Source organism: Leucobacter sp. cx-42, assembly GCF_014529985.1.
Taxonomy (GTDB): Bacteria; Actinomycetota; Actinomycetes; order Actinomycetales; family Microbacteriaceae; genus Leucobacter.
Map to the genome: position 1 here is coordinate 40851 of NZ_JACVMU010000001.1, position 13215 is coordinate 54065.

Annotated in this window: 16 protein-coding genes; 13 read left to right on the top strand and 3 right to left on the bottom strand. The window is 64.0% G+C overall.

The window, feature by feature from the left end; translation table 11 throughout:
- The 8 genes from ICM05_RS00185 (at position 1) to ICM05_RS00220 (ending at position 7360) form a co-directional block, all read left to right on the top strand.
- Positions 1 to 855, top strand: a complete 855-nt coding sequence (locus ICM05_RS00185; RefSeq protein ID WP_188022547.1) for an arginase family protein — start codon at positions 1 to 3, stop codon at positions 853 to 855.
- The gene (locus ICM05_RS00190; protein ID WP_188022548.1) at positions 852 to 1202 is read left to right on the top strand and encodes a Fe-S oxidoreductase; all 351 of its coding nucleotides are present in this window, start codon (positions 852 to 854) and stop codon (positions 1200 to 1202) included. The genes ICM05_RS00185 and ICM05_RS00190 overlap by 4 nt, the downstream gene beginning before the upstream one ends.
- Before the next feature lie 30 nt (positions 1203 to 1232).
- Positions 1233 to 2216 (top strand): alpha/beta fold hydrolase, encoded by a 984-nt coding sequence (locus ICM05_RS00195; RefSeq protein WP_188022549.1) that lies wholly within the window; start codon positions 1233 to 1235, stop codon positions 2214 to 2216.
- 153 nt (positions 2217 to 2369) lie between these two features.
- Positions 2370 to 3902: an ABC transporter substrate-binding protein gene (locus ICM05_RS00200; RefSeq protein WP_188022550.1), complete on the top strand. Its 1533-nt coding sequence runs from the start codon at positions 2370 to 2372 to the stop codon at positions 3900 to 3902.
- A gap of 29 nt (positions 3903 to 3931) precedes the next feature.
- Positions 3932 to 4885, top strand: coding sequence for an ABC transporter permease (locus tag ICM05_RS00205; RefSeq protein ID WP_188022551.1), 954 nt, complete (start codon positions 3932 to 3934; stop codon positions 4883 to 4885).
- A complete protein-coding gene (locus ICM05_RS00210) occupies positions 4882 to 5736 on the top strand; it encodes an ABC transporter permease (protein WP_188022552.1) in 855 nt (284 codons plus the stop codon). Before ICM05_RS00205 ends, ICM05_RS00210 begins: the two co-directional genes overlap by 4 nt.
- A complete protein-coding gene (locus tag ICM05_RS00215; RefSeq protein WP_188022553.1) occupies positions 5733 to 6530 on the top strand; it encodes an ATP-binding cassette domain-containing protein in 798 nt (265 codons plus the stop codon). The genes ICM05_RS00210 and ICM05_RS00215 overlap by 4 nt, the downstream gene beginning before the upstream one ends.
- On the top strand, positions 6527 to 7360 hold the full coding sequence (locus ICM05_RS00220) for an ABC transporter ATP-binding protein (RefSeq protein WP_188022554.1): 834 nt from the start codon (positions 6527 to 6529) through the stop codon (positions 7358 to 7360). Before ICM05_RS00215 ends, ICM05_RS00220 begins: the two co-directional genes overlap by 4 nt.
- Before the next feature lie 14 nt (positions 7361 to 7374).
- Here the strand turns inward: ICM05_RS00220 and ICM05_RS00225 are convergent, their stop codons facing one another.
- Together ICM05_RS00225 and ICM05_RS00230 are read right to left on the bottom strand one after the other, a co-directional pair.
- Positions 7375 to 7629 carry a zf-HC2 domain-containing protein gene (locus tag ICM05_RS00225; RefSeq protein WP_188022555.1) on the bottom strand — a complete coding sequence of 85 codons (255 nt, stop codon included), beginning with the start codon at positions 7627 to 7629 and terminating at the stop codon, positions 7375 to 7377.
- Positions 7630 to 7631: 2 nt separating this feature from the next.
- Entirely contained in the window at positions 7632 to 8237 is a 606-nt protein-coding gene (locus ICM05_RS00230; protein ID WP_188022556.1) for a sigma-70 family RNA polymerase sigma factor, read from the bottom strand.
- A 99-nt stretch (positions 8238 to 8336) separates the two neighbouring features.
- Here ICM05_RS00230 and aroA point away from each other — a divergent pair, with 99 nt between their 5' ends.
- From aroA to ICM05_RS00250, 4 genes are read left to right on the top strand one after another with little or no spacing between them, the layout of a single operon-like run.
- Positions 8337 to 9767, top strand: coding sequence for a 3-phosphoshikimate 1-carboxyvinyltransferase (gene aroA / locus ICM05_RS00235; RefSeq protein ID WP_188022993.1), 1431 nt, complete (start codon positions 8337 to 8339; stop codon positions 9765 to 9767).
- Entirely contained in the window at positions 9764 to 10861 is a 1098-nt protein-coding gene (gene rsgA, locus ICM05_RS00240; RefSeq protein WP_188022557.1) for a ribosome small subunit-dependent GTPase A, read from the top strand. Before aroA ends, rsgA begins: the two co-directional genes overlap by 4 nt.
- Before the next feature lie 10 nt (positions 10862 to 10871).
- Positions 10872 to 11345 carry a thioredoxin-dependent thiol peroxidase gene (bcp, locus tag ICM05_RS00245; RefSeq protein ID WP_188022558.1) on the top strand — a complete coding sequence of 158 codons (474 nt, stop codon included), beginning with the start codon at positions 10872 to 10874 and terminating at the stop codon, positions 11343 to 11345.
- A gap of 23 nt (positions 11346 to 11368) precedes the next feature.
- On the top strand, positions 11369 to 11701 hold the full coding sequence (locus tag ICM05_RS00250; RefSeq protein WP_188022559.1) for a hypothetical protein: 333 nt from the start codon (positions 11369 to 11371) through the stop codon (positions 11699 to 11701).
- Positions 11702 to 11741: 40 nt separating this feature from the next.
- On the opposite strand, the gene ICM05_RS00255 is transcribed toward ICM05_RS00250, so the two are convergent.
- Positions 11742 to 12185 carry a hypothetical protein gene (locus ICM05_RS00255; RefSeq protein ID WP_188022560.1) on the bottom strand — a complete coding sequence of 148 codons (444 nt, stop codon included), beginning with the start codon at positions 12183 to 12185 and terminating at the stop codon, positions 11742 to 11744.
- Between the two features lie 202 nt (positions 12186 to 12387).
- Here ICM05_RS00255 and ICM05_RS00260 point away from each other — a divergent pair, with 202 nt between their 5' ends.
- Complete coding sequence (locus ICM05_RS00260) at positions 12388 to 12636, top strand: WhiB family transcriptional regulator (protein ID WP_188022561.1); 249 nt, start codon at positions 12388 to 12390, stop codon at positions 12634 to 12636.
- The last annotated feature ends 579 nt before the right edge of the window (positions 12637 to 13215 follow it).

Genomic DNA, 13215 nt, shown 5'->3' on the forward strand with positions numbered 1-13215 from the left:
ATGTCAGCGAGTTTCCTACTCATTCCTTCGTGGCAAGGTTCTGGAGCGTCCCGTGCGCTCCGAATCGTTGATGGTGCGCGGTCACTCCGCGAAGATCTTCCCGCGAGCGCAATCACTGAGGTGCATGTGCCAGAAAAGGCCGGTGATTCGCTCGCGACTCAGGTCTCACGACTCAGTAGCGTCATCGCTACCCGCGATGCCACACGCGACGCGATGCGGCACGCGGCGACACCCGTCATTGCGCTTGGCGGCGACTGCTCCTCAGCGCTTGGCGTGCTCGAACACACTGCTGAGACTCACGAGCGTCTCGCAGTGCTCTGGTTCGACGCGCACCCGGACATGCAACATCCTGACACCACGCGAACAGGATCCGCCGCTGGCATGACCCTGCGTCACGCACTCGGTGACGGCACCCCTGACCTCGCATTTGCCACACCGGTGGCTGCCGAACGCTCGATCCTCATCGGCACGCGTGATACCGACGAAGCGGAATTCGGGGCGATTGAGACCGCTGGTCTCCGTCAGCTCACCGCGGCCGATCTCATGCTCGATCCTGATTTGCCCCTTGCGGTCCAGGTGACCGATTGGCTGCGTGAGGTCCGGCCGAGCCATCTCTATGTGCACGTCGATCTTGATGTGCTCGACCCCGCTGAGTTTACCTCCGTCACCTCAGGGGTGCCGTTTGGGCTGACTGTTACCGATGTCGTTTCCACGATCCGCGCCGCGCGTGAAATCGCCCCACTCGCGAGCGCCGCAATTTGCGGGTTCGCACCAGCCAGCCCTGAGCAGGCTGCTGATGACCAGGGAACGGTGCTTCGCATCCTCGGTGCGCTCACCGCAGGTGGCGCCGCATGAGTAAGCCGCTTCCGCTCGCCAGGTTCGGTTACGCGTACGCAACCGCGGTCGGCTTTACGTGGGGATTCATCATGTCGACCGGCAAAGTGCGAAAGGTCGACGGCCTGTGGGTATTCCAGGGGCTCCCAAAGTGGGCGTACAAACGCGGCGGTGTCTGCGTCGGTGGCTGCTATCTCACGGGTCGCAACGTCTCCCCCGCGGTGCTGCGCCATGAGCGCGTCCACCAGGAACAGTGGCGCCACTACGGACTCGCCATGCCACTCCTGTACGCGCTTGCGGGCAGCGATCCACTCAAGAACCGCTTCGAGATCGAAGCTGGCCTGAAAGACGGCGGCTACATCCGCTAGTTCACGCCGACGCTCCGGTACGCTCATGGAATGTCCAATGATGCTTCAGAGTTTCGGTTCCTCGCAGGTGACGCCGCGCGGGTCGAGCGCGCCACTGCGCTTCCCACGGTGATCCGCACGGAATTCCAGCTTGCCGATGGGAGCGGATCGCTCAGCGCCCTCCGCTTCTCCCCCGAGCAGCCCGCACAGCTCGTCGTGCTCCACGGCGCGGGACTCAACGCGCACAGCTTCGACCCCATGTTGCTCGCGCTTGACCGACCAGCAATCTCGGTAGATCTGCCTGGCCACGGCCGCAGCAGCTGGCGTGCAGACGCCGACTACCGTCCCGAGGTCATCGCACCGGCAATCGTCGAGTTCCTCGTCGCCCTCGCCGACGCACAGCCAGACACCCCGTTTCAGCTTCTCGGTCACTCGCTCGGTGGGCTCGCGGCCGCCTACGCTGCGGCTGCGCTCGAGCAGCTACGCCCAGGAATGCTGCGCGAACTCATGATCGTCGACATCACCCCTGGCGTCTCGCCGAGCACCGATGGCGCAGGTGTCGCGGAATTCATCACGGGCCAGCGATCGTTTGCCAACGTTGATGAAGCCGTAGACCGCGCAATCGCATTCGGCATCGGGGCCGACCGCACCGCACTCACCCGCGGTGTGACGCTCAACACGCGCCTCCGCGAGGATGGTCGCCTCGAATGGACGCACCACTTTGCCCATCTCGCGGGGCTGCCTGCAGCTCCCACGGCAGACCAGACCGACGCGGGCACGGCCGACGCAGAGCAGTCCGCTGCTGCGCAAGACGATCCGCGCCCGTACGCAGGCGCTTGGAACGCACTCGCCAGTTTGACGTGTGGTGTCGTCCAGTTTGCCGCGTCCGTTGGAATGGTTTCTCAGGAGCTCGCAGGCGAGTGGGCGGATCGGTTGCCACTCGCAACAATCGCCACGCTCGAGGGCCCGCACAACCTACACGAGGCGGTTCCACTGGACCTTGCACACCACATTCGAGTACTCGATCCGAGATAACAACACTGCAACACTGCGACTTCTCAGTGGCAGCGAGACAATCTGGCGCGTAATGTCTGCTGTTATCCACTCGCGCAGTGAAGCGCCGTGCACAGTCATATCCCTGTCTGCGGCCGCTCGGTCGTAAGCAATCATGTTCCAAGGAGACCCGACGTGAGTGAAACCACTCCCGCAGCGCCAAGCTACGCCAAGCGTGGCAAGTCGCGCACGCCGATCATCATCACCGCAATCGTAGTTATTGCCCTCATCATCGGCGCCGCAGTGTTCTTCTTCAGCAAGCCAAACGGCGCAAAGAACGCGGCAGACAACGAGATCACCATCGGTCTCGTACTCGAACCCTCGAGCCTTGACGTTCGAGAGAACACCGGTGTCGCCACCGGCCAGATTCTCATCGACAACGTCTACCAGGGCCTCGTCGGCATTAAACCTGGCACCGTCGCAGAGATCGTTCCGGTCCTCGCAACAGACATGCCCCAGGTCAGCGACGATGGCCGCGAGTACACCTTCTCGTTGCAGCAGGGCGTCAAGTTCCATTCGGGCAACGTCATGACCGCCGACGACGTCGTTGACTCACTGACAGCTTCGCTCTTGGACACGACCGTTGGTTTCACGCCGACGATCACCAAGGTTGATGAGCAGACCGTGAAGATCACGCTTGCCGAACCCAACAGCATGCTCCTGTGGGTACTCGCGAACCAGTCGGGCCTCATTCTCGAGACCGCCGCGACCAACAACCTGCAGAGCTCGGCAAACGGCACCGGCCCGTACACGTTCGAGCAGTGGAAGAAGGGCGACAGCCTGACCCTCGCACGCAATGCAGATTACTGGGGCGAGGCAGCAACGCTTGACCGCGCCGTTTTCCGTTTCTTCCCCGAAGGCCGTGCTGCGGTCAACGCGCTGAAGGAAGGCGACCTCGACGTCCACACCGCACTGCTCCCTCCGCTGCGTGCCGAGTTTGAAAACAACTCGAACTTCACTCTCGTTCGTGCTGACAGCTCTGACGTCTTCACGCTCGCGTACAACTCGCAGCAGGCACCCCTGAACGACCCGAAGGTTCGTCAGGCACTCAGCATGGCAATCGACAGCGAAGCGCTTCTCGGCACCCAGAACGGTGACGCGAAGGTCATCGGCAGCCCGATCACCGAGCTCGAGCCCGGCTACACAGATCTGACGGACGTCAACGCCTACGACCCCGAGGCTGCCCGCGCCCTGCTCCTCGAGGCGGGTCACCCGAACCTCAGCCTCACCATCACCGCGCCGAACCACTACGACACGACATCGCTCGATCTCGTCACGAGCCAGCTCGCGGCAGTCGGCGTGTCGGTCAAGGTGAAGTCGGTTGAGTTTGCGACGTGGCTGTCTGAGGTCTACCAGAACCGTGACTACCAGCTCAGCTACGTCGACCACGCCGAAGCTCGTGACTTCGCAAACTACGCGAACCCCGACTACTACTTCGGATACGACAACGCTGACGTGCAGAAGCTCTACGCTGAAGCACTCGCTGCGACCGACGCCGACAAGTCTGACGAGTTGCTCCAGGAAGCAGCGACCATCGTCGCTCAGGATGCGCCCGCAAAGTGGCTCTTCAACTACACGCCGACCAACGTCGTGAGCACCAAGGTCACTGGTTTCCCCGAGGTGAACACGAACAGCCGCGTGAACCTCGCTGAGGTCACCGTCAACTAGCCACGGGCAACGCCCGGTACTCTCGTAGAGTGACTCGTTTCATCCTCACCAGAGCAGGACTCCTCGTCCTCGCTTGGCTGCTCGCCAGCGTCGTAATCTTTGCGACGCTGCGCGTGCTGCCAGGCGATGTTGCCCAGGTGATCGGTGGCACGAATGCTTCGCCTGAGCGCATCGCCGAACTCCGTGAGCAGCTCGGCTTGAATCAGCCGCTCGTGACGCAGTACGTCTCCTGGATGGGAGGCGTACTGCGTGGCGATCTCGGCACCTCCGCGCTGACTGGCCAGCCCGTCGCTGCGAGCCTGGTGGAAAAGGCTGAAGTAACGCTTCCCCTCACCGCACTTTCGCTGATCGTCATGCTCATTGTCGCGTTGCCACTCGGTGTCTTCGCCGCGTATCGCGCGAACACCGCTGCTGGCAAAATCGTGACCGTCTCGAGCACGTTTGCCTCGGCGATCCCCGTTGTCTGGGCCGGTCTACTCGGCATTCTCGTGCTGTCGCAGTGGCTCGGCTGGCTCCCCTCGCAGGGGTTCCCACGTGAGGGCTGGGGCGATCCGCTCGCCGCGCTGCGCGCACTCATTTTGCCCGCGCTGACGATCGGCCTCATGGAGGGCGCGATCCTCTTCCGCTTCGTGCGCAGCGCGACACTTCGCGCGCTCGAGGCAGAGCACGTGCGCGCGGCAATGGCACGCGGCCGCACGCGCTTGCGCGCGCTCCTGGAGTACGGTCTCCCAGGCGTCGGACTCTCGGTGGTCTCGATGCTCGGCCTGCAGGTGGCAGCGCTCATCGTCGGCGCGGTCGTCATCGAGAAGCTCTTCTCGCTTCCCGGTCTCGGCAGCATGCTCCTCACCGATGTTGGCGACCGCGACTTCCCACAGGTGCAGGGCATTTTGCTCGTACTCACAGGTCTCATCCTCGTGATCGGCGCGATCGTCGACGTCGTGCATCGCATGCTCGACCCGCGGTTGAAGGGGGCTGGCGAATGATCCGCACCCTGCAATCAATACTGCGCAACCCTGCCGGGCTCGCTGGCGCGATCGTGCTCTCACTCGTGGTGCTCGTGGCGATCGTCTCAATGTTCTGGCTCCCTGCCGATCCTAACTTCGCGAGTGCCGCGCAGATCTGGCAGAAGCCATCTGCCGCGCACCCGCTCGGCACCGATGGCAGCGGCCGGGACATCTTCGCGCGCTTGATGGCCGGCAGTAAGGTCTCGCTCGGTGTCGCGCTCGGCACCGGTGCCGTCGCGAGCGTGATCGGCTTCCTGCTCGCGATCCCAGGCGGACTCGGCAGGCGTCCCGTTCGCGAGGTCGTCGCGGTGCTCATCGATGTTGCGGTCGCGTTCCCCACGATCCTGCTCACGGCGATGCTCAGTGCGGTGTTCGGCAGCGGCATCCCCATCGTGATCGCCGCGCTCGGAATCGCGTTCGGTGTTTCCATTGGCCGAGTACTCCGCGCCGAACTGCACCAAATCGCCCGCGAGGACTATGTGCTCGCCGCGCGCGCAGCGGGGCTCCCCCGCCGCAAGATACTCACGCGCCACCTCTTGCCCGGGATACGACCGGTATTCCTCGTGCAGCTCTCCCTCTCCATGGGCCTCGCGGTACTCGCGGAGTCGAGCCTGTCCTTCCTCGGTTTCGGTGCCCCGAACCACGTCCCCTCATGGGGTCGCATGCTCGCCGACATGGAGCGCTACATTTCCGTGCACCCGCTGTCGGTCCTGTGGCCGGGCCTCGCGATTTCACTCACCGTGCTCGCGTTCTTCTTGCTCGGTGACGCGTTGCGTGACGCGCTCGAAAAGGGCGGCCGTGACGCAGAGCTGCAGGAGGTACGACGATGACCCAGTCCCTCACCTTGCGGGTGCAGAATCTCTCCATCGCGATCGCTGGCAAGGCAGTCGTGCACGACGTTTCGTTTGAGGTGGCTGCTGGCGAGCGCGTCGGAATTATCGGCGGATCAGGTTCAGGCAAGACCCTCACAGCGCTCGCCATCGCCGGGCTGCTGCCAGACGGCGCAACAGCGACCGGCTCGATCCAGGTCGGGCACCCCGACGGCACCACGACCGAGCTCCTCGCCCTGTCTGACCGCGACTTCGCGAAGCTGCGCGGCGACCAGATCGGCATGGTCTTCCAGGAGCCGAAGACGGCACTCAGCCCGTTCCAGACGCTCGGCAACCAGATGACCGATGCCCTCGCGCTGCACTATCGCCTGAGCAAGAGTGAGCGGACGGCAGCTGCCGTCCGCCTCGCGGAGCAGGTCAGCCTCAAGGACCCCGCGCGCATCGTGAACGCGTACCCGCACGAGGTCTCGGGCGGCCAGCGCCAGCGCGCGGCCATCGCCGCCGCCATCTCGGCGTCGCCCGGCCTGCTGCTCGCCGACGAGCCGACGACCGCGCTCGACGTCTCCGTGCAGCGCGGCATCCTCGACCTGTTCAACACGATCGTTGATCGTGGCGACTGCTCCCTGCTCTGCATCTCGCACGACATCGCGGCGGTCCAGCTCGTGTCGGACCGCATCCTCGTGTTCGACGACGGCCGGCTGGTCGAGTCGGGATCCGCCATCGATATCTTGGAACGCCCAGCGCACGAGGTCACCCGCGCGCTCATCGCCGCGGCAGGAGGCGCCCACACATGACCGAGTCACCCGCACAGCCGCTCACTCAGCCGCTCGTCTCCGTGCGCGACGTCACCAAGGTGTACCGCACACCCGCGCAAACCCTCTTCGGAAAGCACAATCGCGTGCACGCGCTCGCGGGCGTCACACTCGATGTGCTGCGCGGGCAGAGCGTCGCGATCGTCGGCGAGTCTGGCTCGGGCAAGACGACGCTGTCGCGTCAGCTGCTCGGACTGAGCAAGCCCACGAGTGGCGAGGTCTTCTTCGACGGGCGGCGGATCGATCCGCGCACCGACGACCTCGTGTGGTTGCGGCGCCGAACCGGGCTCGTGTTCCAGGACCCCTACTCGTCGTTCAATCCGCGACGCACGATTGGTGATTCGGTAGCCGAGCCGCTGGAGTCGGCAGCGGAGCCGTGCAGTCGCGAAGAACAGCTAGAGATGGCGCGCGCGATGCTCGTTCGCGTTGGCCTCCCAGCAGACGCCGTTGATCGCTTGCCGCGCGCATTTTCCGGCGGTCAGCGGCAGCGGATCGCGATTGCTCGCGCCCTCATCCACCGCCCAGAGCTCCTCGTCGGTGACGAGCCAGTGAGCGCGCTCGACGTGCTCGTGCGGGCACACGTGCTTGAGCTGCTCGCGCAGCTGCGGGCGGAGCTCGGCCTCACGATGATCACGATCACGCACGACCTCAGCATCGTGCCGCAGCTCGCGGAACGCACGGTCGTCATGAGCAACGGCCTCATTGTCGAGGACGGCCCGACGGAGCAGATCCTCACACAGCCTGAGCACCCCTACACCCGAGAGCTGCTCGCGGCACGACTCGAGCTGCCGCCGACAACCTGGCGCGGCTAGGCTCGCGAACGACGCTAGGCCTGGAGCCCTCGCAGGATCGCGTCACGCAGGTCAGCGGGCGCACAATCTGCACGCTCGTCCTCGCAGACGCGCTTGATGACCTCGGTGAGGCTCTCGCACACTGACTGCTCGCTCCGACAGTTCGCACAGTTCGTGAGGTGCTCACGGATAGGTGCCGAGTCTTCGGTGCACAGCTCGCCGCGCAGCCAGTCATAGAGCTTGGCGCGAGCCGTCTCACAGCCGCAGTCGTTGACGGTGTCGTTCTGCATCGTCATACTCCCTTCGCTGATGTATTTTCGTTCTTACTGAGTCCAACGCCCTGCTCGCTCGCGTATTCCCCAAGCAACTGACGAAGCTTCGCACGTCCGCGGTGTAGCCGGCTCATGACCGTACCAATCGGGACACCGACGATCTCCGCGATCTCCTGATAGCTAAAGCCCTCAACATCGGCGAGGTACACCGCGATGCGGAAGTCTTCCTTGAGTGAGGCGAGCGCGTCCGTCACCACGCTCGCTGGCGTGCGGTCAATCGCTTCAGCTTCTGCCGACTGGGTCGACGTGGGTGCTGCGGTGGTGGATTCTGCGCCACCAAGCTGCCACTCTTCGAGCTCTTCAACGACACCGAGGTGCGGCTCTCGCTGCTTCTTGCGATAGCCGTTGATGTAGGTGTTCGTCATAATGCGATAGAGCCAGGCCTTGAGGTTCGTCCCCTCTTCAAAGCGGGCAAACGCCGCGAACGCCTTGAGGTAGGTCTCTTGCACCAGGTCTTGCGCATCGGCCGGGTTTCGCGTCATTTTCATCGCTGCGCCGTAGAGCTGGTCGAGCAACGGCAGCGCGTCTTCGGCGAATCGCGCCTTGAGGGTCTCGGTTTCACTCACATCCCGATCCTATTGCGGTTTACCCGAATCTTGCTGCAAACCGTCACGTACGCGCGCGCAATGGCTTCAGCACAGGCCCGCGGGATAGACTCGGCAGTGATGTTGGTCGGAAAAATGAACTCAGGCAATGACGGCGACGAGGCGCGCTCAGGCGACGCGCTCGACGGCGGCGATCAGGCATGGGCAGCACCGGTTGCGGCTCACGAACTTGCGACGGTCGTACCGCTCCCCGGCTCAAAGTCGCTGACGGGCCGCGAGCTCATCCTCTCGGCGCTCGCTGACAGCACCGGAACCCTGCGTGCCCCGCTCCATTCGCGCGACACGAACCTCATGGTTGAGGCGCTCCGTTCCTTCGGCACCGTGATCGAGGAGCTTCCTGGCAGCGGCCCCTATGGCCCAGATCTGCGCATCACCCCGGTTGCAGAGTTGCGCGGATCGACCTCGGTCGAGTGCGGCCTCGCTGGCACAGTCATGCGCTTCGTTCCCGCGGTCGCCGCCCTCGCGCTCGGCCCGACCTCGTTTGACGGCGACCCCTATGCCCGCAAGCGCCCCATGCGCGCCATTCTCGAGGCGCTCTCGGCCCTCGGTGCTGACATCGCAGACGATGGCCGCGGCGCACTTCCCTTCACCGTGCACGGCACCGGCAGCCTCCGCGGTGGCCGCGTCGAACTCGATGCCTCACTCTCGAGCCAGTTCGTTTCTGGTCTGCTGCTCTCTGGCGCGCGCTTCGATGAGGGCGTTCACGTGGTCCACACCGGAGACCGCCTGCCGAGCGTCCCGCACATCGAGATGACTCTCGAGGCACTGCGCGCTCGCGGTGTCGACGCTGACTCCCCAGCGACGGGTGAGTGGCGTGTGGCGCCTGGGCCGATCCGCGCCCTCGATCTCACGATCGAACCTGATCTGTCGAACGCGGCGCCGTTCCTTGCCGCTGCGCTCGTCGTTGGTGGCTCCGTGACCGTGCCGCACTGGCCCGCCGTGACGACCCAGGTCGGCGATCACTTGCGCGAGCTGCTTCCGAAGTTTGGCGCATCGGTGAGCCTGGATGGCGACCGACTGACGATTTCCGGCACCGGCAAGATCACTGGTGTTGAGCTGCACGTTCCCGAGGCAGGCGAACTTGCGCCCGTGCTCGTTGCGCTCGCAGCGCTCGCTGATTCGCCGAGCAAGATCACTGGTATCGGCCACATTCGACACCATGAGACTGACCGTATTGCGGCGCTGGTGACAGAGATCCGCGCACTCGGTGGCGACGCGGAAGAGCTTGAAGACGGCATCGCAATCACCCCGGCTCCCCTCACCGGTGGCCCCTGGCGCGCATACGCCGATCACCGCATGGCGCAGGCTGGTGCGCTCATCGGTCTGCGCGTACCCGGCGTCATGATCGACGACATCGCGTGCACATCAAAGACGCTGCCGGAGTTCCCCGAACTCTGGACTGCGCTCGCAACCGGGACTGCCATCGACGCTCCCTCGGAGGAGCCAGCCGAACCCATGTTCTTCGATCTCGGCAACGGACTGACCGTATGAGCTGGCTGACGTCTGACGACGACGATCTCGACGGCCCCTACGCGGAGTACGCGGATCATCGTGTCCGCAGCCGCCCGAACCCGAAGGCGAACCGACCGCGCACGAAGCGTCGCCCGGAACACGCAGACGCGGTCATTGGCATGGTCACCGCGGTTGATCGCGGCCGGTACACCACGCTCGTGCCGAAGGGCGCGGATCCGCACGATCCCACCGAGCGCTCCATCACCGCGGCGCGCGCACGTGAGCTGCGCCGCACCCCGATCGTCATTGGTGACCGGGTGCAGCTCGTCGGAGACATCTCCGGCGAAGAAGGTTCACTCTCGCGCATCGTCGGCCTCGAAGATCGCAAGACCCTGCTGCGTCGCAGCGCAGACGACAGCGACACCGTCGAGCGTGTCATGGTCGCAAACGTCGACCAGATGCTCATTGTCATCGCCGCGGCCAATCCTGAACCGCGCGTGCGCCTCGTGGATCGCTACCTCGTCGCGGCGTATGACGCTGGCATCTCCCCGATTCTCTGCATCACCAAGTGCGACCTTGCTGACCCCGAACCGTTCCTCGCGCACTTTGCTGGCCTTGAGGTGCCGGTGTTCCGCAGCTCGCCGGCTGACTGGGAAACGGACGCACCGGACGGCGTACTCGCCGCGATCCGAGCCCAGCTCGAGGACAAGACGACCGTGTTCGTCGGCCACTCTGGCGTCGGGAAGTCAACGCTCATCAACGCACTCGTACCCGAGGCGGATCGTGCGACCGGGCACGTCAACGAAGTGACCGGCCGTGGCCGCCACACCTCGTCATCGTCGGTCGCCTTCCGGATGCCGCGCGGCGGCGTCGGTTCGAGCGAGGACGCAGACGTGGATCCGGGCTGGGTCATCGATACGCCCGGTGTGCGTTCATTCGGCCTAGGTCACGTGACTGCCGAGGGCATTCTGCGCGGCTTTGTCGACCTCGCGACGCTCATCGACAGCTGCCCCCGCGGCTGCACGCACCGCGAGGACGCTCCGGACTGCGAGCTCGACCTCGCGATCGCAGACGAGCGTCTCGACGCGATGGGCGCGCTGCGCGTCGAGTCACTTCGCCGCCTTTTGCCATAGGGTGGAAGGCATGACCGAACGCATCATTCTCGAGCCAGGCCAGGCGGCACCCGACTTCTCGCTGCAGGATCAGGACGGCAACGTCCGCACCCTCGCAGAGTTCCGCGGGAAGCGCGTCATCATCTTCGTGTATCCGGCAGCAATGACGCCAGGCTGCACGAAGGAAGCATGTGACTTCCGTGACTCGACCGCACCGCTCGAAGCTGCCGGCTTCCAGGTGCTCGGACTCTCCCCCGATACCGTCGAGAAGCAGGCGAAGTTTGCAGAGCGCGATGCGCTCGAGTACCCGCTGCTGAGTGACCCCTCGAAGGAAACGCTCGTCGCGTACGGCGCATACGGCGAGAAGAACTCGTACGGTCGCCTGCTGAAGGGGGTCATCCGTTCAACCTTCATCATCGACGCCGACGGCAAGATTGAGCAGGCGCTGTACAACGTCAAGGCCACCGGCCACGTTGCGCGTGTTCGCAAGATCGTCGAGGTCTAAGCCGGCAGATCCGTCACGGCACCATGAGCATTGACCCGATAGTCAACGTACTTTCGCAGTGGGTCACACCACTCTGTGTTGGCGTACTCATGGTGCTTTTTGCCGTGCGGCTGCTCCCTGCGGTGTACCACGACGGTACGCCGGATCGCGCACGGTTCAGAGCCGCACGCGCTGCTGCATTCCCCGCTGCGGTGACCACTCTATGCCTGGTCAGCGCTATCTGGGTCGCGATGCAGTTTCTTCCGGCGCACAGTGAGGTGCTACTGCTGTTCATGGGTCCCGCCGTGTTGATTGGCGGCGCCTGGTCAATCGAGCTCTCGCGAAAAGCAGTGCTCACGAAGGACGACCGCGAGTAGCCGTCCTGAATCGGCAATGAGTTGCCGGCCCTGCGTGCTGCTAGCCGTCGAGCGGTTCGGGCGGAGTCGGCCGCGCAATGATCGCGGCGACGATTGCGACGATCGCGACGAGCAGCAAGGCAATACCGACGGCGACCGTGCCAAGGATTCCCTGCAAAATACCGACCGCCGCCGAGAACATGAGGATGTGGATCGTGATGGCGGATCCGCGCGCCCAACTCGGCATGCCCTTCGCTGCGCCGTATGCGGTCACAGCCACCCAGATCCAGCAGAGCACAACTGAAATGATGATGCTCGCCCGAAGGCCAGCGGGAGCGTCTTTGTCGCCCAGAACGCCGCTGAATGTCTGCCAGAGAACCACAAGCCCAGCGAGCGACTCCAGCACGAGCACGAGGCGCAAAATCGTCCACCCGAGGCGCGATTTCGGGGCATTTGCGGCGTTCAACGCGACCTCGTAGTCGCTGGGTGTGACGTCTTCAGACATTGAAAAATACTCCTGGCGAAAATTACGAGAAATAAACTATTGATTACTGTTCATTTACATGCAACGATATATACATCATCGAGTTCCGCGCACACCGACGTGAGCATTCTCAATCACGTGTTCACGTGCAGCGCGCAACTGTAAGGCTATCTGCCTCTCCTGTTTCGTGCCTGTGCGAAAACCAAACAGGAGGAAATTTAGTATGGATTGGCGCGAGAAGGCTGCTTGTCTCACCGTAGACCCCGAGCTCTTCTTCCCGGTCGGCAACACCGGCCCGGCAGTAGATCAGATCGAGCGCGCAAAGGCTGTGTGCGCACGTTGCTCGGTTACCGAGATGTGCCTCCAGTACGCAATGGACACTGGTCAGGACTCAGGCGTGTGGGGCGGCCTGAGCGAGGACGAGCGTCGTGCGCTGAAGCGTCGTGCAGCACGTGCACGCCGTGCGTCATAAGTTCTTCTCTTTTCACGGGTGACACCCCAGCATTACCGGGGTAAAAGTATTCGCAATAGCCGGGTGGGCTGTTGCGAATATTTTTTTGCCCTGGCGAGGCGGGTGCGCGTGGCGGGGTTGTTCACCTATCTCCCTCAAACCCTGGAGGTTCAGGGCTCAACCCCGCGAGATTAGCCGCTTCTGCCGAGATGGAGTGTTTCATGCGCATGAAAGGGCAGGTTTCGGGAGAACGGGCCGGTTTCGAGGGGTGACCCGCTCAAACGCTCAAACCACACCCCGCCGGCGCCCGAGTTGAGTCGATAATGCCGCCCGGCCGCGAGGCCGGCCCATTCTTTCCCCGGCAGAGCCTGAAGATGGGGAACTTTGCCCGCCAGGCGAGCACAACTGGCCCGGCCCAACGCCGCTCACCTAGCCGTCACCGGCTGAAGCCTGCGCAAGCTCGTTGCCAGCTCTCAGCCGATGACGAGCCAACGCACGGCGGGCTACTCGAGCCCCACCCCAAACACGAGTAAACCCCTCGAAAAGGGCCGTTTCTGCCGAGACAGATAGTTTCAACGGGTTGAAACTATCGTTTTCGAG